The sequence below is a fragment of the Gordonia shandongensis DSM 45094 genome, assembly GCF_000423025.1.
Classification (GTDB): domain Bacteria; phylum Actinomycetota; class Actinomycetes; order Mycobacteriales; family Mycobacteriaceae; genus Gordonia; species Gordonia shandongensis.
The window spans coordinates 526,919-553,378 of record NZ_AUHE01000001.1 but is presented as its reverse complement, the minus strand read 5'-3'; the positions used below and the strand labels follow the sequence as shown (position 1 = coordinate 553,378).

Here is a 26,460-nt window from a genome sequence, read left to right as displayed (position 1 = left end):
CGGCGATGATCGTCGTCACGACCCTCACCCCCTAGCGTGTTCCTGCAGCTCATCGCTGCTATTGAAGCTGTGACACGACACTAACAAGACCCTCCGACAAAACGACGTCCCCGCGGTCTCGGTGCCACGTCCGGCGCCGAATCGCGGCGTCGTCATGGGGACGGGACCAGATCGAGCAGCTTGTCGCGGATTCGCGTGACGACGACGGGGGCGCCCTCACCCGGCATGCGCTTCTCAGCGATGATCCTCCGCGCGATGGACACGCGGTTGGCGTGGTTGTGATCTCCGAACGGGGCTCCGTCGAGGTTCCCGCTCACACCAGAGTCGACCTCGGTCAGCCGTGCGCGCTGCGCCGGGGCGAGGCGCCCAATAGGTGGCCGTCGAGCAATAGGTGGCGGCCGAGATCTGGCCGACCTGATCGGGATCGATCTCGAACTCCAGGACCCGCCGCACGTAGCGGCGTGCCCGAACGGGGCCACTCGTTGTCCGCAGGTGGAGTCGTAAGGAACGCTGCAGCGGCGCGTCCCTTCGCGATGGCCCCGGAAGGGCGTCGCGTTCGGACCCCGGTGTGGGGTGGTCTTGCAGTCCGGTGTCGCTGTGGCGACACGACCCGTTGATCCACTTCGTCTCACGGCGCGTGTTTGTGTAGTCACGGCGCTCTCCCCGTGTGCTCGGCGGGTCGCTGGTCGGGGATCGCGCCCGCGGCGGCAATCACGGCGAGGAGCGCCATTGACATGAAGACGAAGGCGGCTCTGTCGGTGCCTGCGAGAGCAGCGGCGGCGTTCGCGGCGGCGAGGCCGACCGCGCCGCCGAACTGTTTCGCGGTGTTCATGAGGCCCGAGGCTGCGCCGGCATTCTCGGGACGAACACCTGTGGTGACGAGTGTGGCGAGGGGTGTGTTCATCAGACCGCCTCCGATCCCGATCGTGACGGTGGGAACGAGGACGGCGACGGTGAAGCCTCCGCTGTCGACGATTGTCAGCCAGAGCAATCCAGGGACGGTGACAGCGGCTCCGGCCACGACGAGTGCCCGGGGAGTATGTCGCTTCATCACGCGCGGCGTGAACCAGAGGTTCACGATTATCATTCCGGCGGTGAGCGGGAGGAATGCCAGACCGGCCTGAATCGCCGAATAGCCGAACTGAGTCTGCATCCGGTACGTCAGGAAGTACCACAGGCTGATTTGGAAGCATGCCCCTGCCAACGCGGTCGCGATATTGCCGAGGATTATCAGTCGGTCTCGTGCGAGATCGCTCGGGACGAACTTCCGGGATGTGCGACGCTGCTGCAGGACGAGCAGGGCGAACAATGCGACCGTGCCCGAACCGACCGCCACTGAGACGCCGCTCCAGGAACCGTCGCCCGCGACGGAGACCGTGTAGATGGCACACGTGAACGCGGCTGTTGCCAGGAGTGCGCCTGTGGGGTCGATGCGCCCCGCGCCACGCCGGTAGGTGGTCCGTCGGTCGAGCAGGACTGCCGCGATGACGACACCGATGCCAATCGGAAGATTGATCAACAATGTGGCTCGCCAAGAGATCAGATCGGTAAGCAAGCCGCTGGCGATGTTGCCCAATCCGCCCCCAGCCAGGCTCACCGCAGTCCAGACCGCGATTGCTCTCGTCCGGCTCGGGCCTTCGGGATGGGTGGTCGTGAGCAAGGTGAAAGTCGCGGGCGATGCAGCAGCGGCAGCGACGCCCTGTGCGGCTCGGGCGGCGATGAGCACCCAACCGTCCGACGCGAGACCCCCGACGAGGCTTGCCAGGGTGAATCCCGCCAAGCTCCAGGCGAGCAACCTGGCGGTGCCCACGACGTCAGCCAGCCGTGCGCCGACGAGGAGCAACCCGGCGAAGCCCAGGCTGTAGGACAGCGCGATCCACGACGCGGCAGTCGTCGTGAGTCCGAGGTCGGACTGGATCGACGGTAGCGCGACGTTCACCACCGAGACATCCAGCACCACGATCAGCTGAGCCAGACAAGACGTCCACAGCCCGAGCCGTTGCAATCCAGTCGACATGTTCCACCCTTGATACGTTCGTATCAGTTGGTACGAACGTACCATTGGGTGGGGAGGGAGTCTTCGATGACAGAGTCAACGCGCAGAACCGAGATCATGGAGGCCGTCGAGCGCCTCCTGGCCCGCGGTGGGATCAACGCCGTCACCATGAGGGCTGTGGCCGCCGAAGCGGACGTGTCCCTCCGACTCGTCCAGTACTACGGCAGCACCAAAGACGAATTGATAGGTTCCACGCTCGACCGCCTTGCGGACCAGAGCGTCGAACGATGGCGGGATCGTAGTCGGCAGCCGGGATGCGAATCACAACTCGAGATCATCAAAGCCTTCTTCGACGAAGCACTGCCGACCGATTCGGCGAGCCGAGAACTTCACCGCGTCGGCGTCTGCATGGCGGGGCTGGCGATCACCGACCCCGGCCTGGCAGGACGCGCCTATCAGAGACACCTGAACGGGCTTGCGGACCACCTCTCCGGCGTCCTGCGATCCAGTGGGCTCAGTGCGACGACCGTACGGTGCTTGGCTCTGGAAGTGATGGCACTGGCACACGGGGTCGGAACGCTGATCATGGTGGGACAACTCGCCGAGGACGACGCCCGGACGCTCATCAGGAACTACCTGGAACGGCTCGGGCCGCAGCTGTCCCCGTGATCGCGGGGACGTCCTCGGGGACGTCTCACGAACGCTCGGCAACGGTCGGATCGTCCGGCGCAGCGGGCGCACCGGTGTCGGTGCGGCGTCGCGTCGTCACGACGGCGGCAGCGACGCCGCCGACGACGGCCACGCCGCCGATCGTCCCCAGCGTGATCGGCAGGATCGTAGAGGTGAGCCGGACCGGCCGCGCCCGTGACCGGGCGGCGTCGGCGCCGTCGATCCGCGACGCGCGGTCGCCGATGAGGGTGGTCGACAGGTTGGTGAGTCGGAAGTCTTCGAGATCGGAACTCCCGCCTGCCGACTCGGCGGTGAAACGGTACTCCTCGACGATGCGGGTGCGTTCGTCGACGAGCACGCCGGTCTCGGTGTCGACGAACAGATCGTGGACCGCCCGGTGATGCAGGGTCGCCGTGAGCGGCCGACGCGGGTCGACGCCGGGCAGGTCGCCGAACCACGACGCCGGTCGGGTGAGCACGGTCCGCGAGTCGTCCTGCACCGTCGAGAGGTCGGTGTCGGCGACGGTCGCCCGCAGCTGCGCCACGGTTCTACCGTCGATCCGCGTGCGACCGCGGTCGACGAGGGGAACGCTCGAGCGCGTGGTGACGTCGAAATAGGAGCCCGGCGACTCGAACCCGAACGGCAGGGCGTAGGTGCGGCCCGACCGGCGGGCGACGTCGACGGCGGCCCCGTCGTCCCGATACTGGATGCTCGACGCGCCGGTCGGTGCGGCGTCGGTGCGCGTGAGGGTGACGCGGTCGATCGTCGCGGCCAGGGTTTGGCGCGCACACACGTCGCGGGCGGGCCGCGACGATCCGTCGACGAGGTAGTGGTCGACGCCGAGAGCGGTGCCCGCCTGCACGGTCACGACGTCGGCGTCGGCCGGGTGGACGGCGACGAGACGCCGTCGCTGCTGCACGTCCGCTGCGAGAACGCGGGCCCGCGGGGTGTCGATGGAACAGCGGTCGAGGACGCGCGTCCCGGCCGTGCCGTCGGCGACCTGTGTCCGGGCCGTGCCGTCGGCGACCTGTGTCCGGTCGATGCTCAGCGGCAGCTTCTCGAGCCGCGAGGCGACGAGCGGACCCATCGCCACCGACGCACCGATCAGCAGGGCGCCGAGGAAGATCACTGTGGGCGGCACCAGATCGGTCCCGCTCCAACGCGGTCGGCGGCTGCCGGGTGAGACGGGCTGGGGCATGGCCCCGACTGTATGCGTCCGTCGGTGTGTCCGGCCCGTGTGCCCGCCGCGATGCTTCCGCACCGGCGACCGCCGCGAACGCGTCTACCCTGATCGGTGACACGGCGGCCGAAGCACGGCCGGGGAGATTGAGAGCCGGGGAGATCGAGGAGCGGACACATGAGAGGCGGGGAGGTGAGAGACAGGGAGGTGAGAGACAGGGAGACGAGCGCGGGCGTCACCGCCCGGCCGGGCCGACGCCGCTTCCACCCGCAGTTGGAGGGCATGCGGGCGGTGGCGTCCCTCGGCGTGCTCACCACGCACGTCGCGTTCCAGACCGGCTCGACGGCCGCGGAGTCGGGACCGTGGCCGGTCCTCGGCCCGGTCCTCGGGAGGCTCGATCTGGCAGTCGCCCTGTTCTTCGCCCTCAGCGGGTTCCTGCTGTGGCGGCCATACGTCGCCGCCGCCCGCGTCTCTGACGCTCCGAATAGCGCAGTCTCTGACGCCCCGAATGGCGCGGTCTCTGACGCCCCGAGCCCCGATGTGGTGCGGTACGCCCGCCACCGCGTGGTGCGGATCTGGCCGGCGTACGCGCTGGTGGTGGTCGTGGTCCTCGCCCTGCTCCCGCAGGCGCGGGGCGCCTCGCTGGAGGTGTGGATCGCCAATCTGACGCTCACCCAGGTGTACGCGCCGTTGACGCTGGCGCAGGGACTCACGCAGATGTGGAGTCTGTCGGTGGAGGTGGCGTTCTACGCGTTGCTGCCGGTGATCGGCGCGGCGCTGCTGTGGGCGCGCGGCCGCCGGGCGGTGTTGCGCATTCCGATTCTGCTGGCCGCCGCGGTGCTGAGTCTCGGATGGACGGGGGTCGTCGGGCTCCTCGATCGGCCGGAGGCCCACAGCTGGGTGTTCGGGTACCTGTCGTGGTTCGTCGTGGGCCTGGTGCTCGCCGAGGTCGCCCACCTGCGCGCCGCCGGAGGGCTCACCGAGTCGTCGACGGTGATCCGTCTGGGCACCCACCGTCCGCTGATGGCGGCGGTGTTCGTCGTGGCCTACGGCGCCGCGTGCACCCCGATCGCGGGCCCCGTCGGGCTCGGTGAGATGACGCACGGCACGTACATCGTGAAGATGACGCTCGGTGCCGTGGCCGCCGCCGCGCTGCTGGCTCCGCTCGTCCTGTCCGACGGCCGGTTCGGCTTCCTTGAGTCGTCGGTGATGACCGCGCTCGGCCGCTGGTCGTATGGGATCTTCATCTGGCACGTGGCAGTGCTCGCGACGGTGTTCGGGCTGTTCGGGATCCCGATGTTCAGCGGCTCGTTCGTCGTGGTGTGGATGCTGACGGTCGCGGCGACGGTCGCGGTGTCGGCCGCGAGTTATGCGTTCGTCGAGGAACCGTTGCGCGCGGCCCTGTCCCGGTGGGAGCAGCGTCGCCGAGCTCGTCGGGGCTCCCGAGAGTCTCCGGGATCCCGGGGTTCTCAGGGGTCGCGCGAGTCTCGGGGGTCGCGGCCGCCGAACGCCGACGCCACCGCTGCGGCGACGGCGATCAGCGCGAACGACTGACCCCACGCGCTGTAACCGGCGTATGCGGTCCCCGAGTGCCAGGGGCCGGACGCCAGCACGAGCGTCGCCCCGAGCATCGCCGAGAAGGCGGTCCACACCCGTGCCGGGGGCGGCAGCCGGTGCACCAGCAGACCGGTCGCCCCGGCGATCGCCGCACCCCACGGGCCGGTGAGGAGGAACGCGGCCGACAGTCCCGCGGCGGCAGCGGCGACCGTGCCGGCCGCGGCCCGTCCCCGCCGCGATGCCCGCGGCCCGGTCTCGGGTGCGCTTCCGGCGCGCCGGCGCAGCGGGAACCACGCGGCCGCGAACAGCAGCGCCACCAGGGCCAGGCCGACGCCGAGCACCCAGCGGTACGGGGTGTCGAGATCGAAGGTCAGGGCGATGGTCCCGGCGACCCCGGCCGGGATGATCCACCCCTGCTGCCAGCCGTCGACCACGATCGGCGACAGCTCGGCGTCGCCGATCCGGGCGTGCCATCCCGGATTGGTGCTCTCGGGCACCGACAGCACGCGGCTCCGGTCGGCGGCGTCGACCCTCACGGCGCGGTCGACGGCATCCCAGCGGTCGACGTGCACGGGCGCGGTCGGCGCGCTCGCCGGCGGCCCGTCGGGTCCGGTCAGCGTGACCGCTTCGACGGTGAAGGCCCCACCGGGGTTCACCGAGACCTCCTGCTCCCCCGCCGCGAGGTGCAGCGGCGGCCCCGGGCAGGCCGTCGCGGTGATCGGCTCACCGCGCCGCAGGGCGCCGACCGTGGTGTCCACGCGCAGCCGGTGCACGGTCCCGGACGCGGTGACGCCGAGGCCGTACGGGCCGAGGGGGTCGGCGTCGCAGCGGATCGTCACGGGCCGGTCTCCAGATTCGGTGTCTCCGGATTCGGTTTCGCTGCGCGGCAGGAGCGTGACTTCGCTGATCCCGACCGGAGCCTCGGAGGCGAAGCCGAGATCGTTCACGTCGATGAGGTCCGACGAGCGTTCGACCGTCAACACCACCGAGTCCCCCGTCCGCGGAGGCAGGCGCACGGTGCCGTCGGCGCCGACGCGCGCGGTGGTCGAGCCCACCCGGCGATCCCCGTCGCGAACCTCCACCGTGACGCGCGTGGGGCGCGCCGGATAGTCGGTGGGGACGCGCAGCCGAACGCCGTCGACACGCCGCGGCGCGGGCAGCGTCAGGGTGAGCGACGGCTTGGTCTGCTTCGCCTTCTTGCCGCGGGTCCGTGTCGGTTCCGGCGCGGTCCACGTGGTGCCCGCGTCGCCGTCGACGGCGGCGGAGGCGTTGCCGCGCGGATCGGTGACCCACGACGGCCCGGTCGCCGCGACGGTGCCGTGCCGCGCCAGCAGGGCGGCGAGTTCGCCGCCGGGCCGGGGACGGAGGGTGACGACGGGTGTCACGTCGGTGGCGTCGGGAACCGACAGGGTCCGCCCGTACACGCCCGCCTCCTCGGGAGCCGCCCCGAGCGTCGGCGCGCAGCGGACCCGGCCGGACTCGTCGGCCACGCAGTCCGGCCGACCGCCGAGGCCGTCGGTGAGCACCCAGTCGGAGACCCGATCGGCGGCGTCGAGGGTCGGCAGGACGGTCCGCTGCCGGATGGACAGCGGGGTGCCGGTGGCGGCGTCGGTCAGCGAGAGCTCAGCGATGGCGAACTGGTTGCCGCCGGAACCGTCGGCGGTGTCGATGGCGCGGACCTGCACCGAACGGGTGGGGCCGGGAGGGGCGAGGACCCGGACGGGGACGCCCGGCTTCACTCCCTGCGCCACGGTGCTGCCGCTGTCGGTGGTGATGAGCAAACTGCTGACGTCGGGGCCGAGCGCTTTGGCGGTCGTCACGGTCACCGCCAGCCCCGACCGGGGTTCGGTGAACTCCACGCCCAACCACCGACCGACCGCGGAGTCGAGTCCGCTGCTGGCCCACGCGGTGCCGCCGTCGCCGTCGAATGCGGCGGCAGGCGAACTCGCGGGCACCACGCGGCCCGGTTGCGTGGCGTCGGACGCCGAACCGGAACTGGTCACCCGGACGGCGCCGGGCCGGTTGTCGAGCAGCCATTGCCCTCGGACGCGGGGCTGACCGTCGACGGGGTAGTCGGCGACGGCGCTCTTGGTCCGGCGCGGATCGCCGGGCGTCCGGAGGGCCGACGCGTGGTCGTCGACCCGCCCGAAGTCGACCTCCCTGTCGACCGGGGTGTCGGTGACGGTCAGCGGAGCCGGCGGGAGGCCTGCGCGGCGGGCGTCGGCGGCGAGCACCGTCGGCCCCGTCGGCGGCAGGCCGGCGCGGCCCCGGGCGTCCTGGACGGCGGCCAGCGATTCGGGACCGCCCGCGATGCGGCGCATCGCGGTGAGATCGGTCAGTCGCGGTCCCGCGCGGCCGTCGCCGACTCGGTAGATCGTGATCGCCCGCATCGGCGGCCGCAGACCGTTGTCGAGGACGAAGCCGTCGACCGCCGACGGTGCCACGCGGGGACCGAATTGTGCGGCCTCGGTGATGTCGGGAGAGTTCCGGAGCGCTTGGGCCACGAGCAGCGGCCGTGCGGACCGCGAGTCGACGGGGTCGAGGTCGGCGCGCAGCACGAGATAGCCGACGCCCTGCGCGGTCAGCGTGGCCGCGAGCCCGGGCGAACCGTGTCCGGACACCAGCCGGTGCTGGACCGAGTCCATCGCGCGGATGGCGCCTGGCGGAGTCAGGGGGATCGCGTCGCGGACGGCCCACGGTGTCTGCGCCAGCGGCTGTAGCGGTTCGTCGCGGGTGAGCCCCCACAGTTGGTCGGCGAACGGTGCGCCGGGCACCACCAGCGCCCGCGACGGTGTGGCCTCGCCGCTCTCGGCGTCGGCCAGCCAGTCGGCCGCCTCGTGCCAGTAGTCGGGGACGCCGCGGTAGCTGGCGGTCGGGGCGATCCCGCCGGTCCACAGCAGGGAGCCGGAGCCGACGGCGGCGACCATGACGACGAGGGCCGCGGCGAGGCCGCGTTCGGCGCCGCGGCGACTGCCGACGGGTACGCGGACCCGCGCCAGGAGGTGGGCGACCCCGAGGACCAGGGGAAGCCGCAGGAGCGGGTCGAACTTGTGGATGTTGCGCAGGGCGGCGCCGGGGCCGTCGAGGACGTCGAGAACGGTGTCGCGGATCGGGGAGCCGAGGGCGCCCGGGTAGCCGAGGCAGATGATCAGCAGTCCGACGACGAGGATCGTCAGCAGCCGGCGGCGCTCGGGCATGGCGCGCATCGCCAGCCCGGCCAGTCCCGCCGCGGCGAGGACGCCGGTGGCCAGGACCGCTGCCGGTTCGGAGACCAGGACGGCGCCGGCGGCACGTTCCGCGGACACGAACGGTGTCCACGAGTCGGTGCCGCGGAGGACTTCGGTGAGACCGGTCCACTCGGTCGTCACGCGGGCGGATTCGATGTAGTCGAGGAACGGCGGCGACAGCCGCGAGAGCATCAGGAGCGGCACGAACCACCAGAGGCAGGCCGCGGCCAGACCGAGGAGCCACCAGCCGCCGAAGACCGCGCCGCGGCGGCGGGACTCGCGGTCGCGGCGCACCGTCGCCGCCGCCCACCAGAGTGCGGCCACCCCGACGGCGGCGGCCGTCGCCACGGCGTTGACCGCCCCCATCAGGGCGACGGCGCACGCCGACCGCGCGGCCTCGCGCCACAGCGGTCGGGACGACCCGCGGTCCAGGGCCCGGACCACAGGGATCAGCGCCCACGGCGCCAGCATCATCGGCAGCGTCTCCGACGAGATGGTGCCGAGCGTGGTGATGACGCGCGGGGAGACCGCGAACACCCCGGCGGCGACGAGCCGTGAGAAGTACGAGCCGACGCCGAGGGCTTCGGCGAGCCGCACCGCACCGATGAACCCGACGGTGAGCAGGATCGCCCACCACAGGCGCTGGGTGATCCACGGTGGCAGGTGCAGCAGCTCGCCGACGGCGAAGAATGCGCCGTGCGGGAAGAAGTAGCCGTAGGCCTGGTTCTGGATCTGCCCCATCGGGGCTTCCGGCGACCAGAGGTGTGCCGCGCGGGCGAGGAAGCCGAGGGGGTCGGCCGTGAGGTCGAGTTTGGTGTCCGGGGAGATCCGACCCGGGTTCTGCAGGAAGCTCAGCAGGAGGGCGACGACGCCGACGACGGCCCCGTCACGTCGGGTGAGGAGTCGGTCGCGGGTCAGTTGTTGGTGTCTCCGTCGCCGCGGGACCCGTAGTCGACCGACCCCTGCACGAACCCGTTCTCGGCGTTGAAGCTGTTCACGTCGGTGGAGGGCTTGGTCTCGGAGGCGAGCTGTCCGCCCAGGACGACGGCGCCGACGCCGACGAGCACGCCGGCGATGCCGGCGACGGCTCCCAGGACGAGGCGTTGACGCATGGGCACCAAAGTACCATCCCGCGGTGGTCGGCCGGCCGCTGTGAAACCCCGGTCGGGGCCCGGTGACGAGCGGCGGGGCGGAGGCCGATGCGCGGGCATGACAGACTCGACCCATGCGTCAGAACACCAGCCAGGCCGCCCGTCGCGCGTTCGTCGCGCTCGTCGCCACGGTGGGGGTGCTCGCCGCAACGGCGTGTTCGGACGCCCCGTCGGACACGGCGTCGTCGTCCCCGTCGAAGGTCTCGAGCAGTGCTCCGGCCGACGGGTCGACGCCGAGCACCACCGCGGCCGCCACGTGCGGGGCGCGCGAGCTCTCGACGATGCCGCTGCGGCAGAAGCTGGCGCAGCTGCTGGTGGTGGGTGTCAACGACGGCGCCGACGCCCGGCGGGTGGTGACCAGGGAGCACGTCGGCGGCGTGTTCATCGGGAGCTGGACCGACCTGGGCATGCTCCGTGACGGGACGGTGGCGAAGCTGTCGGCGCAGCAGAAGTTTCCGCTCATGGTGACCGTCGATCAGGAGGGCGGTCGGGTGAACCGGCTGAAGTCCGTCGGCGTCGATCTGCCGTCGGCGCGCGAGATGGCGAAGACGAAGACGCCGGCGCAGGTGCGGGCGATCGCGAAGCGGGCGGGTGAGAGGATGGCCGAACTCGGCATCACGGTCGATTTCGCGCCGTCCGCCGATGTGAGCGACGAGTCGGACGACGAGGTGATCGGCGACCGCTCTTTCTCGAACGATCCGGCGGTCGTCACCCGGTACGCGGGTGCCTTCGCCCGCGGTCTGATGGATGCCGGGATCATGCCGGTCTACAAGCACTTCCCCGGGCACGGCCACGGTTCGGGCGACACGCACACCGGTGCGGTGACGTCGCCGCCGCTGCGGGAGATGCAGGACGTCGACCTCGCGCCCTTCCGCGACCTGCTGGCCGAGCCGGGTACGGCGGGCGTTCTCATGGGGCATCTGATCGTTCCGGGTCTCACCGGCGCCGACACGCCGGCGAGTATGAGCCGCGCCGCGATCGGCATGCTCCGCAACGGCAAGAAGTACAACGCGCCCGGCTTCGACGGCGTGGTCTTCACCGACGATCTGTCGGGCATGCAGGCGATCACCGACGAGTACACGATCGAGCAGGCCGTTCTGAAGGCGATCACGGCGGGGGTCGACGCCGCGCTGTGGTTGAGCACCGACAAGGTGTCGTCGGTGCTGGACACGCTGGTCAAGGCGGTCAAGGAGGGGAAGCTGTCCACCGAGCGCATCAACCGGTCGGTGGTTCGGGTGCTGACGGCCAAGGGTGTCGTGACGTGCTCCTGAGCCTCCTTACCGGGTGGTAAGTTAGTCGGCATGGCCAACGGTACGAAGCGCCTGCCGCGCGCTGTCCGCGAACAGCAGATGCTCGATGCGGCGATCTCGGCGTTCGCGGCCAACGGATTCTCGGACACGTCGATGGACGCGATCGCGGCCGAGGCGCAGATCTCCAAACCGATGCTGTACCTCTACTACGGCTCCAAGGACGAGCTCTTCAGCGCCTGCATCGCGCGGGAGTCGGGCCGCTTCATGGAGGCGATGTCGGCCGGTTTCGACCCGTCGCTGCGGCAGAAGGATCAGGCCCGCACGTTGGTCCGCGAATTCCTGCGGTTCGTCCACGAGAACTCCGAGTCGTGGCGCGTGCTGTACCGGGTGGCGGTGGGGACGGCGTCGTTCGCGCACATCGTCTCCGAGAGCCGCGCGGGAATCACCGGCATGATCACCGACCTCATCCGTCGCGGCACCACGATCGAAGGTGCCCGCGACGTCGATTTCGAGCTGACGGCGGTGGCCCTCGTCGGTGCGGGCGAGGCGGTGGCCGATCGGATCTCCGAAGGCGACATCGACCTGGAGACCGCCACCGACCTGCTGCTGGGCATCACCTGGCGCGGTCTGCGGGGCGTCGGCGTCTCCGAGGTGCACATCGGAGACGAGTGATGCGGCCGCGGGTCGGCCGCGCACCCGTCACCGGGGACATCCGTTCGCGGCCGGGATGCCGCGCAGTCGGGCGTCGAGCCAGGTCAGCGCCTCGGGGTAGCCGGTCACGGCGGCGATGACGTGTTCGCCGAACACCTCCCGATAGGTGGCGTTCGCACCGAGTCGGCACTGTTCGCGGAACAGATTGCGGGCGCCGGCGGCGGGGATCCAGAACTCCTGGGCGCCGTTGTAGATGTAGAGCGGGACGTCGGAGCGTTTCGTGGCCAGCTTGGTGACCCGGTAGATGCGTTCGGCGACCGGTGAATGGAACGGGTCGGCGTCGTTCGCCATCAACTGCATCGGCCAGAACGTGGCGCCCGCCAGCACCAGCGGCAGCATGCAGGCGTTCTTCAACGGCGAGGTCGCGAACCACTGCGCGAAATGGTTCGCCTTCGTCAGGACGTCGGGCTGCTCGCGGGCGATCCCGAAGGTCGCGGCGTGGAACAGCCCGGTCGCGAGGTTGGCGTTCATGCTGCCCACGAGCATCCGGAAATCGGCGGGCACACCGCCGAGGGCCGCACCGACCATCCGATCCACCAGGTCGGGAGCATAGGAACCCAGCAGTTTCGCGGCGCCGTTGGTGGCGATGGCGCCGCCGGAGTAGCCGGTCATCGCGACGCGGCTCTCGCCGAACCGCGCCGCGTCGAGGTGACCCGCCGCGCGGATCGAGTCGAGGATGACGTGCCCCGCCACGGTGGGCTCCGCATAGGCCATGCGCGGCCCCTGATGGTCGGGGACGATCACGGTGTAGCCGCGGGCCAGGGCGAGCTGTGTGGTCGGCGGCACCAGGTCCCCGGAGTTCGTGGAGACCCCGAAACCGTGCGCCAGGGTGTAGCCGGGGGTGCAACTCGCGCCGAGGGAGTCGATCGCCAGGTTGTTCACCAGGATCGGTCGCGGTCCGCGAGCGGGTGCGGGAGTTTTCGGCTCCAGGACGGTCGCGGTCCCGAACATCGGCTGACCGAGAGCGTCGGTGCTGCGGAATTTGACCAGCCGGGCGCGGGTGATCGGGGCGGTGACCAACGGGGCGGCCGTCGCGGTCACATCGCGGACCGCCAGCAGGTCGCCGGGGCGGTGGTCGTCGAGCGTCGGCGACCATCGGTCGAACATCGGGTCACCGGTGGGGTCGGGGAGGACGGCGTTGCGCAGGGCGAGGGTGGCGGCGTCGAAACCGGGTGCCTGGGCGCGCCGCGGAATCGTGCGCGGCTTCGGGTACGGCGGCGCCGGGATCGCGCGGTCGATGGCCTCGGGGATCTGCGACGGCACGGCCATCATGTTCGGCGGGTCCGATCGCGGCGGGCTCGCGTGCGCGACCGCGGGGTCGGCGAGTCCGGCCACGACGAGTGCGGCGACGGTGAGTGCGGTGACTGTGCGTGCGGTGACTGCGGTGACGGCCGAGCCGGCGATCTTCCCCCGAACCATGGATCGACCGTAGTCCGGCAGAGCGGGCGGGCACCGGCGAATCCGGCGACTCGCTCGGATCGGTCGACGTCGCGGGCCGCGTCCACCCCGCGACGCTCGAGGCGCCGGTCACCCGTCGGGGTGGCCGGCGCCTCGAGGCGGTCGGTGGGTCAGCCGCGCGGCCGCGTGGTCGCGGTGATGTGCGGGTATCCCTTGCGGCGGTGGCGGACGGCCAGGTCGTAGCCGTCAGCGGTCCGCGTGGTGTAGAAGTTCAGCTTCGCCGGCAGCAGCACCGGTTTCCCGAAGCGCACCGAGTAGACGACGGCGTCGGGCAGCTGGGCCTCCACGTTGTCCAGGAGTGCGGCCGCACCCCACATGCCGTGGGCGATCGCCCGGCTGAACCCGAAGGCCTTCGCCGTGAGATCGGCCATGTGGATCGGGTTCCGGTCGCCGGATGCGTTCGCATACTGCCGGATCAGCCCGAGATCGACGCCGACCACGCGGTCGGGCGGCGGCGGTGCGACGTTCTTCGGGGCGGGACCGCGCTCCTCATCGGAGAGGCTGGTCCGCTGCTGTTTGAGGAACGTCGCGGTCTGCACGGCCACCAGCTCGCGGCCGACGCGGAACTCCGAGACCATGTCGACGAGCATGCCCTTGCGGTGCTCCCGCAGGTTCTCGGCGTGCGTCGAGATCGACAGCGGCTCGTCGACCGCGATGCGGCGGAGCCGTTCGATCCGGTTCTCGACGTGTACGGAGCCGACGGCGCCGAACGGGAAGTCCGGCAGCACCATGACGCTCATCGCGAGCGGAAACTGCAGCACGAACAGGTAGGTCAGCGGCAGCTCGGACCCGAACTGCAGTCCGGTGGCCCGGCAGTACTCGCGCATCTCGTCGCGGTCGACCCGCAGGTCCTCGATCGTGAAGACCGTGTCGGGCAGCGGGGCGTCGGGTGCGACGCGGGCGGGTTTGCCGACCACCGGGAGCATGGCGCTCACGGCCTTCGGGTAGAGCCGTCCGGCGCCGGGCAACGAGGTGAGGGTGATGGTCTTGGTCATCGGTCGCCTCGGACTCACGCACCCAGCAGGCTCTGGCCGCAGACGCGCACCACGTTGCCGGTCACCGCGTTCGACGCCGGGTTGGCGAAGTACGCGACGGTCTCGGCGACGTCGACGGTCTGCCCGCCCTGCTGGAGCGAGTTCATGCGGCGGCCCACCTCGCGGGTCGCGAGCGGGATGGCGGCGGTCATCGCGGTCTCGATGAAGCCCGGTGCGACGGCGTTGATGGTGATGCCCGACTTCGCCAGGACCGGCGCGTAGGTGTCGACCAGGCCGATGACGCCGGCCTTGGAGGTGCCGTAGTTGGTCTGGCCGCGGTTGCCCGCGATGCCGGCGATGGACGAGACGTCGACGACGGCGCCGCCCTTGCGGAGCGCCTTGCGCTCGACGAGCTCGTTGACGAGCGTCTGCGGGGCGATGAGGTTCACGGCGATCACCGAGTTCCAGCGGCCGGAGTCCATGTTCGCGAGGAGCTTGTCGCGGGTGATGCCGGCGTTGTTCACGATGATGTCGAGACCGCCGTGGCGCTCGAGGACGTGCTCGGCGATGGTGGCGCCGGCGTCTTCTGCGGTCACGTCGAGGGGCAGGGCGGTGCCGCCGACCTTGTTGGCGGTCTCGCTGAGCGCCTCGCCGGCGGCGGGGATGTCGGCGGCGATGACGTGGGCGCCGTCGCGGGCCAGGACCTCGGCGATGGTGGCGCCGATGCCGCGGGCGGCGCCGGTCACCAGGGCGACCTTGCCGTTGAGCGGCTTGTCCCAGTCCTCGACGGCGGCGGCGTTCGCGTCGCCGACGCGGATCACCTGGGCGTCGACGTACGCGGACTTGCCCGACAGCAGGAAGCGGAGGGTCGACTCGAGGCCGGAGACCCCGGTCTTGGCCTTCGGGGAGACGTAGACGAGCTGGGCGGTGGCACCGTTGCGCAGCTCCTTGCCGAGCGAACGGGTGAAGCCCTCCAGGGCGCGCTGGGCGACGTGCTCGTCGAGGTCGGCGGTGAGTTCCGGGGTGGTGCCGAGCACCACGAAGCGGGCGGAGTTGCCCACCGAGCGCATGATCGGCGTGAAGAACTCGAAGAGCTGCTCGAGCTCGGCGGCCGAGGTGATCCCGGTGGCGTCGAAGACCGCTGCGCCGAGCTTGTCGGCCGAGCGGCCGCCGGCGTTGTTCTCGACCAGGGTGTAGTCGTCGCCTGCGGTGAGGATCTCGCGGACGGGCTCCACGAGGCGGCCGCTGCCGCCGAGGAGGACCGGGCCGCCGAGGGCGGCGGCGGTCGGCGAGTGGCGGCGCAGGGTCGGCGGCTGCGGGAGGCCGACGCGCGCTGCGATGAACGCGCCGGGGCCGGAGTTGACGATGGACGAATACAGGTCGGTGTTGCCTGCCACGACGATCTCCTTCGATGTCTGCGTGCGAATCAAGTCCTGCCGGAGACCATAAGCGGATGACCACCGGCTCAATAGTCGCCTGCGCTGTGACATGTGCCGCAACGCCAGGAGTCGACAATGAACTTACTCGGGAGTAAGAATACTCTCAAGGTCGACGCCGTCGACGATGAGAACCCATGAGGAGAAGACAGTGGCCTCGTACACGCCCCGCAAGCCGGAAACCCGCGAGCAGCGCCCCGTCGCCATCCTGGGCGGCAACCGCATTCCGTTCGCGCGTCAGGATCGCGCCTACGCGACCGCGAGCAACCAGGACATGTTCACCGCGGCCCTCCAAGGGCTGGTGAGTCGTTTCAACCTGCAGGGCGAGCGTCTCGGCATGGTGGCCGGCGGCGCCGTGCTCAAGCACTCGCGCGACTTCAACCTCATCCGCGAATCGGTGCTCGGCTCGTCGCTGTCGCCGTACACCTCGGCGATGGACGTCCAGCAGGCGTGCGGCACCGGACTGCAGGCCATCCAGATCGTGGCCGACGGCATCGCCGCCGGCCGCTACGACGTCGCCGTCGGCGGCGGTGTCGACACCACCTCCGACGCGCCGATCGGCGTCTCCGAGGACATGCGTCGCCAGATGCTCGAGGTCAACCGCGCCAAGAGCACCGCCGACCGCATCAAGGCCGCACTCGGCCTGGCCACCAAGCTGGGCATCGAGATCCCGCAGAACGGTGAGCCGCGCACCGGCCTGTCGATGGGCGAGCACGCCGCGATCACCGCCAAGGAGTTCGGCATCAGCCGCGCCGACCAGGACGAGCTGGCCGCGGCCAGCCACCAGAAGATGGGTGCGGCGTACGACCGCGGCTTCTTCGACGACCTCGTCACCCCGTTCCAGGGTCTGACCCGCGACGAGAACCTGCGCCCCAACTCGTCGGTGGAGAAGCTGGCGACCCTCAAGCCGGTGTTCGGCACCAGCCTCGGTGACGCCACCATGACGGCGGGCAACTCCACGCCGCTCAGCGACGGTGCGTCGACCGTGCTGCTCGCGACCGACGAGTGGGCCGCCGAGAAGAAGCTGCCCGTGCTCGCCTACCTGCGCGACACCGAGACCGCCGCCGTCGACTACGTCAACGGTCCGGACGGTCTCCTGATGGCCCCGACCTACGCGGTTCCGCGCCTGCTGGCCCGCAACGGGCTGACGCTGGCCGACTTCGACTTCTACGAGATCCACGAGGCCTTCGCCTCCGTGGTCCTCGCGACGCTGCAGGCGTGGGAGTCCGAGGAGTACTGCACCCAGCGTCTGGGCCTCGACAAGGCCCTCGGGTCGATCGACCGCAGCAAGCTCAACGTCAACGGCTCGTCGCTGGCGGCCGGGCACCCGTTCGCCGCGACCGGCGGCCGCATCATCGCGCAGGCCGCCAAGCAGATCAACGAGAACGGCGGCGGTCGCGCCCTGGTCTCGATCTGCGCCGCCGGCGGACAGGGCGTCACGGCCATCGTCGAGGGCTGACCTGCGGACGAGGGTCGCCGGCGGAGCGGGACCCGACCCGCCGGTGGCCTGCCGGGGAACGGGTGACGGCCTGCCGGGGAAAAGATTTTCTCCGAAGGTGTAACGCTCCCGCGACGGCGACCTATATACGAGATAGCTCCGGCTGAACCGCCAGACCCCCGACCCGGCGGTTCAGCCGGAGTCCTTTCATGTGGACTCTCCGGGGAGGTTCCCGGATCGGGACCCGGCGAGGGGCCGGCCGATGAACTAGGATCGTGTGACTGTGACCAACGCCCGCCTCCCCGTCGGACACTGGATCGTCCGCGGACTCATCGGCGCGGTGCTGCTCGTCGCTCTGGCGTTCGGGGTCGATGCGATCCTCACCCACGGACACACTGCGCGCGGCGCCCACATCGCCGAGTTCGATCTGGGAAACCTCGACGAGGACCACGCGCGCGCCGAGCTGTCGACGCTGGCGGTCGCCTCGCACGGACCGGTGCGCCTGCGGACGGACTCGGGGACCGCGCAGGTCGATCCCGGCGCGCTCGGCGCCGACTTCGACGTCGAGGCCACCCTCGACCGGCTCCTCGACCAGCCGACGAACCCCTGGGAGCGCTTCCTCGGGATGATCGGCGTGCACCACCAGGTGGCGCCCGTCGTGCACCTCGACGACGAGAAGTTCAACGACGCGCTCGACGAGCAGCGCGACTCCCTGGAGAAGGCCGCGGTGGAGGGCGGCGTGCACTTCGACGGTCTGACGCCGGTGGGCGACTTCCCGTCCAAGGGGCTGCAGGTGAAGCGGGCGGCCGCGAAACAGGCCGTCGCCGACAACTGGCTCAGCGGCAGCGTCATCGACCTCGAGATGGAGCCCTTCTCGCCGACGGTCAGCGCGCAGACCGTGCAGGACACGCTCGACGGCCCGGCCCAGAACGTGACGGCGTCGTCGGTCCGGTTGAGTTCCCGGCGCGATCCGATCGTGGTGACGCCGCGCGAACTGGGCAACCTGGTGCGCTTCGTGCCCGACGGTCGCGGCGGGTTGATGCCGCAGGTGAAGCCCAAGGATGCCGATCGGACGCTCGCGAAGCGGACCGACCCCACGGAGTCGAAGCCGGTGAACGCGACGTTCCGCCTGTCGGGCGGGTCGCCGCGGGTGGTGCCCTCGCGTGACGGCGCGGCCGTGGACTGGCGCAAGACGGCACAGGAGATCGCGCGGAGCGCCGCGTCGCGCGACGACCGGTCCGCCGAGGTGGACTATCGCGTGCTGCGGCCGTCCCTCGACACCGCGGGCGCCCGCAAGCTCGGCGTCAAGGAGGTCGTCTCGGAGTTCACCACCGACGGGTTCAGCGGCGCCTCGGGCGAGAACATCCGGCTGGTCGCCCAAGACGTCGACGGCGCGCTCGTGCGCCCCGGGAAGACCTTCTCCCTCAACGGCTACACCGGTCCGCGCGGAACCGCCCAGGGCTACGTGGACTCGGTGATCATCGACCACGGCCGTCCGTCGAAGGCGGTCGGCGGCGGGATCTCGCAGTTCGCGACCACGCTGTACAACGCCGCGTATTTCGCCGGCCTCGAGGACGTCGCCCACACCGAGCACGCCTACTACATCTCCCGGTATCCGGAGGCCCGCGAGGCGACGGTGTTCGAGGGCCTCATCGACCTGCAGTTCAAGAACAACACCCCGTACGGCGTGTACATCGAGACGCAGTGGAGTCCGTCGAGCATCACGGTGCGCATGTGGAGCACCAAGACCGTCGACGTGGAGTCGGTGACCGGTCAGCGCACCAATCCGACGTCGCCGACCGAGGTCTCGGTGCCCGCGTCGGACAGCTGCATCCCCAGCAGCGGGCAACCCGGATTCACCGCGTCGGACACCCGGATCATCCGGGACGCCAAGACCGGGCGCGAGACCTACCGGCACACCCGGACGGTGAAGTACGACCCGGAGCCCATCGTCCGCTGCCGGTGACGCACGCGGCGCGTCCGTGTGCGGCACGTCACAGGAACAGGTTCCAGCCCGACCGTCGTCGGGGCCGCGGTGATCGCTAAGCTCGCGGACATGGATATCAATGGAGCAAGTGCAATCGTCACCGGTGGCGCATCGGGCATCGGTGCCGCCACCGCCCGCCGTCTCGCCGCGCAGGGCGCCAAGGTCGTCATCGCCGACCTCAAGGCCGAGGACGGCGAGGCCCTGGCCAAGGAGATCGGCGGCGCCTTCGTGACCGTCGACGTCACCGACACCGCGCAGATCGAGGCCGCGATCACCAAGGCGGTCGAGCTCGGCCCGCTGAAGGCCGTCGTCAACTCGGCGGGCATCGGCTGGGCGCAGCGCACCATCGGCCGCGACGGTGAGTTCGCCTCGGCGCACAACCTGGACCTCTACAAGAAGGTCATCGCGATCAACCTGATCGGCACCTTCGACACCGTGCGTCTGGCCGCGACCGCCATGAGCCGCAACGAGCCGAACGAGAACGGCGAGCGCGGCGCGATCGTCAACCTGGCCTCGGTGGCCGCGTTCGACGGTCAGATCGGTCAGGCCGCGTACTCGTCGTCGAAGGGCGGCGTGGTCGGCATGACCCTCCCGGTCGCCCGCGACCTGTCAGCGGTCGGCATCCGCGTGAACTGCATCGCGCCGGGACTCATCGACACCCCGATCTACGGCACCGGCCCGGAGTCGGAGGCGTTCAAGGCCAAGCTCGGCGAGAGCGTCCTGTTCCCGAAGCGTCTCGGTGTGCCCGACGAGCTGGCGTCGATGGTCGAGGAGCTCCTCACCAACTCGTACATGAACGCCGAGGTCGTTCGCGTCGACGGCGGCATCCGGATGCCACCGAAGTAACACCGGATCGCCACGCGCACCGCGACGCGGGCCGGCTCCCATCGGGGAGCCGGCCCGCGTTCGTCGTTCACGGGGCAGGCGCGGCGCGGCCGGTTACGCTCGGGGCATGCGGAATCTGGTGCTCTCGGTGATCGGCGACGACCGTCCCGGACTGGTCTCGGCGCTGGCGGATGCGGTCGCCGCCGGCGGCGGGAACTGGGAACGCGGGCAGTTGGCCCAGCTGGCCGGGAAGTTCGCCGGCATCGTCGTGGTGACGGTGCCCGACGATCGGGCCGACGCGCTCGTCGCGGCCGTCACCGCCCTCGACGGGCTGTTGGAGGTCTCGGTGCATCCCGGGCAGACGGCGGGGGTCGATCCGGCGGCGGCCACGGAACTGTCGATCGGCGTCCTCGGGAACGATCGTCCGGGCATCGTCCACGAACTGTCGGCGGCCCTGAGCCGCAGCGGGGTGTCGATCGAGAGGCTCGCGAGCGACACCCGGGAGGCGCCGATGGCCGGCGGCATGCTGTTCGAGGCGCGGATGGAGGTCCTGGTCCCCGCGGGCGTCGATCTCGCGACGGTCCGCGCCGACCTCGAGCGGATCGCCGAGGAACTGCTCGTCGACCTCGATCTGGCCGACTGACCCCACCCCCGACGGCAGTCACCCCGTCGCCGACGGCTGTCACCCCGTCTCCGACGGCAGTTTCACAGTCGGCGGTTTGGCCGGCCACCAGAACCGGTCGCCGAGGATCGCGACCGACGCCGGCACGAGGACCGTGCGGACCACCGTGATGTCGAGCAGCAGACCGATGCCGATCGTGGACCCGATCTGCAGCAGGTTCAGCGTGGACCCGCTCATCAGCGCGAACATGGTGATCGCGAAGACGACCCCGGCCGTGGTGATGACGCTGCCCGTGCTGCCGAACGCGCGGATGACCCCGCGGACCAGCCCGTCGCGGGACTCCTCCTTGATCCGGGCGGCGAACAGCATGCTGTAGTCGGCGCCGACGGCCACCAGGGCCATGAACGACACCGGCAGCACACTCCAGTCGAGGTCGACGCCGACGCCGAACTTCCAGATCAGTGTCGAGAGCCCCGCGGCGGCGCAGAACGAGAGGACGACCGTCGCGACCAGGATGAGCGGTGCGACCAGGCTGCGGAGCAGGACGATGAGGATCGCCGCGACCATCACCAGCGCCACGACCCCGAAGACCGCGAAGTCGCGTTTCACCTGTTCGCGAGCCTGCGCGGAGAGTGTCGAGAGGCCGGTGGTGGCGACCTCGGCGTCACTCAGGGTGGTGCCGCGGGCGGCGGCCTCCGCGGCGGGCGCGAGCTGCTCGACGGTGTCGAGGGCCTCGCCGGAGTACGGGTCGATCCGCCACACCGCCAGCATGCGAGCCGTGCGACCGTCCGGCGACATCAGCAGGGAGCGCCCGGCCTTCATCCGCGGATCGTTCATCGCCTCGGGAGGCAGGTAGAACCCGCGTCCGGCGCCGGTGGTCGTGTGCTCGGACATGCTCGTCAGATACGACGCGGCCCGCTCCACGCCGGCGTTGAGTTCGGTGGTCAGCGCCTTCATCTGCTCGGTGCCGTCCTTGACCTGGGCGAGACCGTCGGTGAGCTGACCCAGCCCGGACTGCAGTTCGCGAACACCGTCGGTGAGTCGCCGCAGATCGGCGCGGACCTCCTCGGGGGAGCGCCCGTCGAGGTCGTCGACGAGCTTCTGCACGGACGCCAGCCCGGTGTGCAGGCGGCCGATGAGTGCGGTGGCCCGAGCGAGTGCGGGGTCGGCGCGGGTGGCGTCGTCGGCGGCGGCGACGGCCGATCCGATCCGGCCGTCGGTGAGCCGGTCGAGCTGCCGGTACAGGACGCGGGCCTGCATGCAGACGGGGTCGGCGCGGCATGAGGCCGACGGGGTCGCCGCCCGCAGCGGCGCGAACGTGTCGGTGATGGATCGCATCGACGAGCGCAGTCGATCGTTGGAGCCGGTCAGGCTTCGCAGTGACGTCGACAGTCCCCGCATGGAGTTCTGCAGGTGGTCGAGCGCCTGCGGGACGTCCTGGCGGCCGTCGGTGAGGGTGTCGACGATTCCCTGCAGCGACTCGTAGCCGTCGAGCACGCCGTCGGCCATGGCGACCACCTGGTCGGTGCCGTCGACGAGTTCGGGGAGGCGGTCGGTGGCCTCGGCCGCGCCGTCGTGCAGTTGCGCCGCGCCGCCGGCGAGGCGCCGCAGATCGGGCAGTGCGGCGTCGATGCGTCGGTGTCCGTCGGTGAGGGCGTCGCCGATGATCGCCGTCTGATAGCCGGTCGCCGATTCGGCGATCGGCTTTCCGTCGGGTCGGGTCAGCGAGCGGACGTATGCGATCCCGTCGACGCGGGAGATGCCGTCGGCCATGAGTTCGAGCGCCGCCATGTCGGCGGTGTTCCGCATGTCGTGGTCGGCGCGGATGATCACGTATTCGGGGGCGGCCTCGTTGACGCCCCAGTGCTCCATCGCCCGCTCGTAGCCGATCTTGCTGTCGGTGTCGCGGAGTTGGGCGGTGTTCTCGTCGTAGCTCATCCGGAAGGTGAACAGGACGGCCGACAGTGCGATCAGGACGGCGATCGACGCGGCGGTGGCCGGGACCGCGTACCGGATCATCCGGGCACCGGTTCGTCGCCAGCGGGCCTCGTCGAGTCGACGCGGAGCGAGGAGCCCGCGGCGGCCGAGGATCGACATGAGGGCGGCGGGCAGGGTGAGGGAGACGGCCAGGCCGACGCCGACCGCGATCGCGATGGGCGGTCCGGCGGTGGTGAAGATGCCGGTCTTGGTCAGCACCATCGACACGCCGGCGGCGGCGATGGTGAGGGCCGAGGCGATGAGGATGCCGCCGACGGTGCCGACCGACGAGCCGATGGCGTCGCGGTTGCTCTCGCCGCGCCGTCTGGCCTCGTGGTACCCGGATATCAGGAAGATCGCGTAGTCGGTGGTCGCGCCGAGGACCATCGCGGTGGCGAGCGCGATGGTGAAGTTCGAGACCGAGAGGGTCTGGGTGTCGCCGAGGAACGAGAGGACCGGTCGGGCGACGGCCAGGGAGACGCCGACGGTCATCAGCGGGACGGCGGCCGCGGCGATCGACCGGTAGACCGCGAGCAACAGGGCGGTGATGAGGGCGATCGAGACGAGGGTGATCACCAGCAGCGAGGAGTCGATCGAGCTGAACAGGTCGGCCAGTGTCGGGGAGGGGCCGGTGAAGTTCACGTCGAGGCCCGCGGGCGGGTCGGCGTCGTCGATGAGCGCGCGGATGGCGTCGGTGGACGCTTTGGCGCGGGTGGAGCCGACGTCGCCCTGGGCCACCACGATGAGGTTGATCGCCTTCCCGTCCGGGCTGGCGCCGACGGCCCGGATGGCGGGGTCGCCGTAGGTGTCCATGATGAAGGCCACCGAGTCGGTGTCCTCGTGGAGTTTGGTGACCAGACGCCCGTAGTAGGCGCGGTCGGCGTCGTCGATCGGGGTGTCGGATGACAGGATGATGCTGCCGACGGCCGCCGATTCGGGGACCTCGAAGTCGTGGGCCATGTCGCGCAGGGCGTCGTTGCCGGGCAGGTCGGTCGGCAGAAACGGCGCCGAGTGGGTGGCGACGGTCGTCTCGAGTTGGGGGATCGCGAGGTTGAGTCCGCCGGCGAGCAGGATCCAGAAGGCGATCACCAGCCAGGCGAATCGGCCGGACCATCGGCCGATCGCGGACAAGCTGCGGCGTGGACCGTGCATCGGGGGACCTCCCTGTTCGTTGAGAGCACCGTATGTGTAACTAACGGTTACAACAAAACGGACGTGATGGGTGTCACATGGGGTCGGATCGTGTGATTGTCGACGAGAATCCGTTCGCGGAGGTCATTCCGACCCGCACGAAGTTGGAAAACTGATCGCAGAGAAACGAAATCTGATCGCTCGTCTTGCGCTTAACGGCGAGGTGGCGGACTGTTTATCTGACACTGCTGATTGTCGTCATTACTGAACAGTAAGAAATATGCTGTCGATGCGACGACTCGAATCGAATGTCGGGGGAGGTTCGGTGACGGAAACACTCGGAGCGGGGACCCTGGGAGCGGGGACCCTGGGAGCGGGGACGCTGGGAACAGGAATGCTCGGAGCAGGTGCATCCGGAGCAGGTGCATCCGGAACAGGTGCATCCGGAACAGGGGCACGGGGATCGCGTCCGATCGTGACGGTTCCGGAGCGCGACGGTCTCGCCGATCTCCACACGCTGCTGGTCGCGCTCGCCGATCCGGTGCGTCTGGAGATGGTGCGCCGCCTCTACGACGCCCGCGGTGAGGCCGCGTGCGCCGACCTGTACGACACCGTCACCAAGGCGACCGCCAGCCATCACTTCAAGACCCTGCGGGAGGCGGGGATCGTGGAGCGCAGACGGACCGGGCGCGGCCAGGGCTACGTGCTGCGGTTCGCGGCCGTGGAATCGGCCTACCCCGGGCTGCTGTTCTCGATCCTATCGGCGGCCAACAGGCGGCCTCGCTGATCATCGGGCCGACCCGACGCCGGGCGGCCCCACGTGGAGAAGAACCCCGCCGGACGTCCGGCGGGGTTCTCCTCTACTTCAGATCAGCTGGTGAGAACTGATTCAGAAGGCGGCTTCGTCGAGCTCCATGAGGTCGTTGTCGACGTTGTTCTCGACGACCTGACGCACCGAGGTGAGCAGCGGCAGCATGTTCTTGGCGAAGAACACGCCCGAGGCCACCTTGCCCTCGTAGAACGCCTTGTCGTCGGCCGACGCACCCGCGTCGAGGGCGGCCTGTGCGACGACGGCCTGGCGCAGCAGCAGCCAGCCGATCATCAGGTCGCCGACGGCCATGAGGAAGCGGACCGACGCGGTGCCGACCAGGTACAGCTGCTTCGGGTCCTCCTGGGCTCCCATCAGCCAGCCGGTGAGCTTGGCCGCCATCGCCTGGACGTCGTCGAGGGCGGTCTTCAGCAGCGCGCGCTCCGAGTCGAATCCCTGACCGTTCTCGATGAAGTCCTGGATCTGACCGGCGACGTGCGCGAGGGCCTGACCCTTGTCGCGGATGATCTTGCGGAAGAAGAAGTCCTGCGCCTGGATCGCCGTGGTGCCCTCGTAGAGCGAGTCGATCTTGGAGTCGCGGATGTACTGCTCGATCGGGTAGTCCTGCAGGAAGCCGGAGCCGCCCAGGGTCTGCAGCGACTCGGTGAGCTTCTCGTACGCGCGCTCCGAGCCGACGCCCTTGACGATCGGCAGCAGCAGGTCGTTGACCTTGTGGGCCATCTCGGCGTCGGCGCCCGAGACGATCTCGGCGGCCACGGGATCCTGGTGCGACGCGGTGTAGAGGTACACCGCGCGCAGACCCTCGGCGTACGCCTTCTGGGTGAGCAGGGCGCGACGGACGTCCGGGTGGTGGGTGATGCTGACGCGCGGCGCGGTCTTGTCGGTCATCTGCGTCAGGTCGGCGCCCTGCACGCGCTCCTTGGCGTACTCGAGGGCGTTGAGGTAGCCCGTCGACAGGGTCGAGATGGCCTTGGTGCCGACCATCATGCGGGCATGCTCGATGACGTCGAACATCTGGGCGATGCCCTTGTGGACCTCGCCGACCAGCCAGCCCTTGGCGGGGGTGCCGTGCTGACCGAAGGTCACCTCGCAGGTGGCCGACGCCTTGATGCCCATCTTGTGCTCGAGCCCGGTGACGAAGACGCCGTTGCGGTCGCCGAGCTCGCCGGTCTCGGGATCGAAGTGGAACTTGGGGACGAAGAACAGCGACAGGCCCTTGGTGCCCGGTCCCGCGCCCTCGGGGCGCGCCAGCACGAGGTGGAAGATGTTCTCGGTCATGTCCTGGTCGGCCGACGTGATGAACCGCTTCACGCCGTCGATGTGCCAGGAGCCGTCCTCCTGCTGCACGGCCTTGGTGGTGCCGGCGCCCACGTCGGAGCCGGCGTCCGGCTCGGTGAGGACCATGGTGGCGCCCCAGGCGCGCTCGGAGCAAATCGCGGCCCACTTCTTCTGCTCGTCGGTGCCGTTGTCGTAGAAGATGTTGGCGAAGCCCGAACCGGCGGCGTACATGAAGACCGGCGGGTTGGCGCCGAGAACCATCTCGCCGAGCGCCCAGTACAGCGACCGCGGGGCGGGCAGACCGCCGAGCTCCTCATCGACGCCGACCTTGTCCCAGCCGGCCTCGATGAAGGCGTTGTACGACGCCTTGAAGCCCTCGGGGATGGTCACGGAGTGCTCTGACGGGTCGAACACCGGAGGGTTGCGGTCGGCGTCGGTGAACGATTCGGCGATCGGTCCCTCGGCCAGGGTCTTCACCTCGCGGAGCATGTCGACGGCGGTCTCGCGGTCGAGGTCCCCGAACTCGCCGGAGGCGAGCACCTTGTCGAGGTCGTACATCTCGAAGAGGTTGAAGTGCAGATCGCGCAGGTTGGACTTGTAATGGCCCATTGGTCTTCCTCACTTGATTCGTTGAACGTCGTTGTCCGGCGCGGGGCTCGGATGGGCTGAGCGCAGCCGGCAAGTTACTTGCCGGTAACCCTTGACAGGGTACCGGCCGGGTCCGCCCCGAACAACACGAGTTCGTGTGGCTCCGCTAACAAATG

General features: G+C 70.2%; 19 protein-coding genes. 9 read left to right on the top strand and 10 right to left on the bottom strand.

The features are described from left to right. Window positions 1-152 precede the first annotated feature (152 nt). Window positions 153-317, bottom strand: coding sequence for a hypothetical protein (locus tag G528_RS18370; RefSeq protein ID WP_156890328.1), 165 nt, complete (start codon window positions 315-317; stop codon window positions 153-155). 332 nt (window positions 318-649) lie between these two features. After that, a complete protein-coding gene (locus G528_RS0102755) occupies window positions 650-2,017 on the bottom strand; it encodes an MFS transporter (RefSeq protein WP_026917633.1) in 1,368 nt (455 codons plus the stop codon). A 66-nt stretch (window positions 2,018-2,083) separates the two neighbouring features. Between G528_RS0102755 and G528_RS0102750 the strand changes: the two genes are divergently transcribed. Continuing rightward, entirely contained in the window at window positions 2,084-2,665 is a 582-nt protein-coding gene (locus tag G528_RS0102750) for a TetR/AcrR family transcriptional regulator (RefSeq protein WP_026917632.1), read from the top strand. 25 nt (window positions 2,666-2,690) lie between these two features. Here the strand turns inward: G528_RS0102750 and G528_RS16205 are convergent, their stop codons facing one another. Next, window positions 2,691-3,863, bottom strand: a complete 1,173-nt coding sequence (locus tag G528_RS16205; protein WP_051198200.1) for a porin PorA family protein — start codon at window positions 3,861-3,863, stop codon at window positions 2,691-2,693. 264 nt (window positions 3,864-4,127) lie between these two features. On the opposite strand from G528_RS16205, the gene G528_RS0102740 reads away from it, so the two are divergent. Continuing rightward, a complete protein-coding gene (locus G528_RS0102740; protein WP_026917631.1) occupies window positions 4,128-5,399 on the top strand; it encodes an acyltransferase family protein in 1,272 nt (423 codons plus the stop codon). Here the strand turns inward: G528_RS0102740 and G528_RS0102735 are convergent. Then, window positions 5,315-9,547: an alpha-(1->3)-arabinofuranosyltransferase domain-containing protein gene (locus tag G528_RS0102735; protein WP_026917630.1), complete on the bottom strand. Its 4,233-nt coding sequence runs from the start codon at window positions 9,545-9,547 to the stop codon at window positions 5,315-5,317. The genes G528_RS0102740 and G528_RS0102735 overlap by 85 nt on opposite strands. Further along, entirely contained in the window at window positions 9,544-9,741 is a 198-nt protein-coding gene (locus G528_RS0102730) for a DUF2613 family protein (RefSeq protein WP_026917635.1), read from the bottom strand. Before G528_RS0102730 ends, G528_RS0102735 begins: the two co-directional genes overlap by 4 nt. A 113-nt stretch (window positions 9,742-9,854) precedes the next feature. Here G528_RS0102730 and G528_RS0102720 point away from each other — a divergent pair, with 113 nt between their 5' ends. Together G528_RS0102720 and G528_RS0102715 are read left to right on the top strand one after the other, a co-directional pair. Next, the gene (locus G528_RS0102720) at window positions 9,855-11,051 is read left to right on the top strand and encodes a glycoside hydrolase family 3 N-terminal domain-containing protein (protein WP_084637986.1); all 1,197 of its coding nucleotides are present in this window, start codon (window positions 9,855-9,857) and stop codon (window positions 11,049-11,051) included. A gap of 30 nt (window positions 11,052-11,081) precedes the next feature. Next, complete coding sequence (locus G528_RS0102715; protein ID WP_026917628.1) at window positions 11,082-11,702, top strand: TetR/AcrR family transcriptional regulator; 621 nt, start codon at window positions 11,082-11,084, stop codon at window positions 11,700-11,702. Window positions 11,703-11,729: 27 nt separating this feature from the next. On the opposite strand, the gene G528_RS0102710 is transcribed toward G528_RS0102715, so the two are convergent. From G528_RS0102710 to G528_RS0102700, 3 genes are all read right to left on the bottom strand, one after another. After that, the gene (locus G528_RS0102710) at window positions 11,730-13,160 is read right to left on the bottom strand and encodes a lipase family protein (protein WP_245569648.1); all 1,431 of its coding nucleotides are present in this window, start codon (window positions 13,158-13,160) and stop codon (window positions 11,730-11,732) included. Window positions 13,161-13,309: 149 nt separating this feature from the next. Continuing rightward, complete coding sequence (locus tag G528_RS0102705; protein ID WP_026917626.1) at window positions 13,310-14,194, bottom strand: MaoC/PaaZ C-terminal domain-containing protein; 885 nt, start codon at window positions 14,192-14,194, stop codon at window positions 13,310-13,312. A gap of 14 nt (window positions 14,195-14,208) precedes the next feature. Further along, window positions 14,209-15,576, bottom strand: a complete 1,368-nt coding sequence (locus G528_RS0102700) for a 3-oxoacyl-ACP reductase (protein WP_211220592.1) — start codon at window positions 15,574-15,576, stop codon at window positions 14,209-14,211. Between the two features lie 160 nt (window positions 15,577-15,736). On the opposite strand from G528_RS0102700, the gene G528_RS0102695 reads away from it, so the two are divergent. The 4 genes from G528_RS0102695 to G528_RS0102680 all read left to right on the top strand — a co-directional run bounded on the left by G528_RS0102695 (window position 15,737) and on the right by G528_RS0102680 (window position 20,502). Then, window positions 15,737-17,068 carry an acetyl-CoA C-acetyltransferase gene (locus G528_RS0102695; protein ID WP_035718546.1) on the top strand — a complete coding sequence of 444 codons (1,332 nt, stop codon included), beginning with the start codon at window positions 15,737-15,739 and terminating at the stop codon, window positions 17,066-17,068. A gap of 262 nt (window positions 17,069-17,330) precedes the next feature. Next, window positions 17,331-19,013, top strand: a complete 1,683-nt coding sequence (locus G528_RS0102690) for a VanW family protein (protein WP_035718545.1) — start codon at window positions 17,331-17,333, stop codon at window positions 19,011-19,013. 90 nt (window positions 19,014-19,103) lie between these two features. Then, window positions 19,104-19,880, top strand: a complete 777-nt coding sequence (locus tag G528_RS0102685; protein ID WP_026917622.1) for an SDR family NAD(P)-dependent oxidoreductase — start codon at window positions 19,104-19,106, stop codon at window positions 19,878-19,880. 106 nt (window positions 19,881-19,986) lie between these two features. After that, window positions 19,987-20,502 (top strand): glycine cleavage system transcriptional repressor, encoded by a 516-nt coding sequence (locus G528_RS0102680; protein WP_026917621.1) that lies wholly within the window; start codon window positions 19,987-19,989, stop codon window positions 20,500-20,502. A 39-nt stretch (window positions 20,503-20,541) separates the two neighbouring features. Here G528_RS0102680 and G528_RS0102675 read toward each other — a convergent pair whose 3' ends face one another. Beyond that, window positions 20,542-23,610 (bottom strand): MMPL family transporter, encoded by a 3,069-nt coding sequence (locus G528_RS0102675; RefSeq protein ID WP_026917620.1) that lies wholly within the window; start codon window positions 23,608-23,610, stop codon window positions 20,542-20,544. Window positions 23,611-24,064: 454 nt separating this feature from the next. Between G528_RS0102675 and G528_RS0102670 the strand changes: the two genes are divergently transcribed. Beyond that, window positions 24,065-24,376, top strand: coding sequence for an ArsR/SmtB family transcription factor (locus G528_RS0102670; protein WP_245569647.1), 312 nt, complete (start codon window positions 24,065-24,067; stop codon window positions 24,374-24,376). A gap of 102 nt (window positions 24,377-24,478) precedes the next feature. Here the strand turns inward: G528_RS0102670 and G528_RS0102665 are convergent, their stop codons facing one another. Beyond that, on the bottom strand, window positions 24,479-26,305 hold the full coding sequence (locus G528_RS0102665; RefSeq protein ID WP_026917618.1) for an acyl-CoA dehydrogenase: 1,827 nt from the start codon (window positions 26,303-26,305) through the stop codon (window positions 24,479-24,481). Window positions 26,306-26,460: the final 155 nt, after the last annotated feature.